Source organism: Aeromonas sp. PrichA-15, from assembly GCF_017939245.1.
Lineage (GTDB): Bacteria > Pseudomonadota > Gammaproteobacteria > Enterobacterales > Aeromonadaceae > Aeromonas > Aeromonas caviae.
In genome coordinates this window covers 1-879 of the sequence record NZ_JAGKRH010000390.1, presented here as the reverse complement: position 1 = coordinate 879, position 879 = coordinate 1, and the positions used below count along the sequence as shown (strand labels likewise).

Below are 879 nucleotides of genomic sequence, written 5' to 3'. Positions count from 1 at the left end.
AGCATCAACTGGCCCGCCAATTGTTCAAGACCATCAATCGCTGGCTGGCCGAAGCAGGCGTCATGATGACTCAAGGCACCTTGGTCGATGCCACCATCATTGAGGCACCCAGCTCGACCAAGAACAAAGAGCAGCAACGCGATCCGGAGATGCATCAGACCAAGAAAGGCAATCAGTGGCACTTTGGCATGAAGGCCCACATTGGTGTCGATGCCAAGAGTGGCCTGACCCACAGCCTAGTCACCACCGCGGCCAACGAGCATGACCTCAATCAGCTGGGTAATCTGCTGCATGGAGAGGAGCAATTTGTCTCAGCCGATGCCGGCTACCAAGGGGCGCCACAGCGTGAGGAGCTGGCCGAGGTGGATGTGGACTGGCTGATCGCCGAGCGCCCCGGCAAGGTAAGAACCTTGAAACAGCATCCACGCAAGAACAAAACGGCCATCAACATCGAATACATGAAAGCCAGCATCCGGGCCAAGGTGGAGCCAGGGCGGGATTATACTTTTTGCGAGCAATTCGCATCTGTCGTCACGCCAAAAAACATCTCCATTCGAAAATCATCACTCCAGCAAGCGCATTTGATTTTTCTCCGCTTGCTGATTGACTTCGGATGATGCTGCGCCATGTTCAGCGCAATGCGACGAAACAGGGCAAACACCTCTGCTGCCTCCCTGTCACCAATCCGGCTCAGGTCTTCCCGATAGGTCACATCCAGTACCCAGTGCTGTTGGTTCTCGATGTGCCAATGCTGGCGTACTGCCTTGGCGGCTTGCTCCGGCTCTATCGCCAACGAGCTGACGTAGTATTGGGTGTCTAACGTGACCTTGCCTTTTTGACCGCGACTGCGCTCCACGGCGATAAGGCTTGTTATGCCGG

General features: G+C 55.5%; 1 protein-coding gene and 1 pseudogene. One reads left to right on the top strand and one right to left on the bottom strand.

Going from position 1 to position 879, the window contains the following annotated elements; translation table 11 throughout:
* A pseudogene (locus J9889_RS24420) lies at nt 1-488 on the top strand (IS5-like element IS5 family transposase); the annotation flags it as partial.
* Nucleotides 489-499: 11 nt separating this feature from the next.
* Here the strand turns inward: J9889_RS24420 and J9889_RS23800 are convergent.
* On the bottom strand, nt 500-879 hold a 380-nt coding region (locus J9889_RS23800; RefSeq protein ID WP_210558478.1), incomplete at its 5' end, for an ISAs1 family transposase.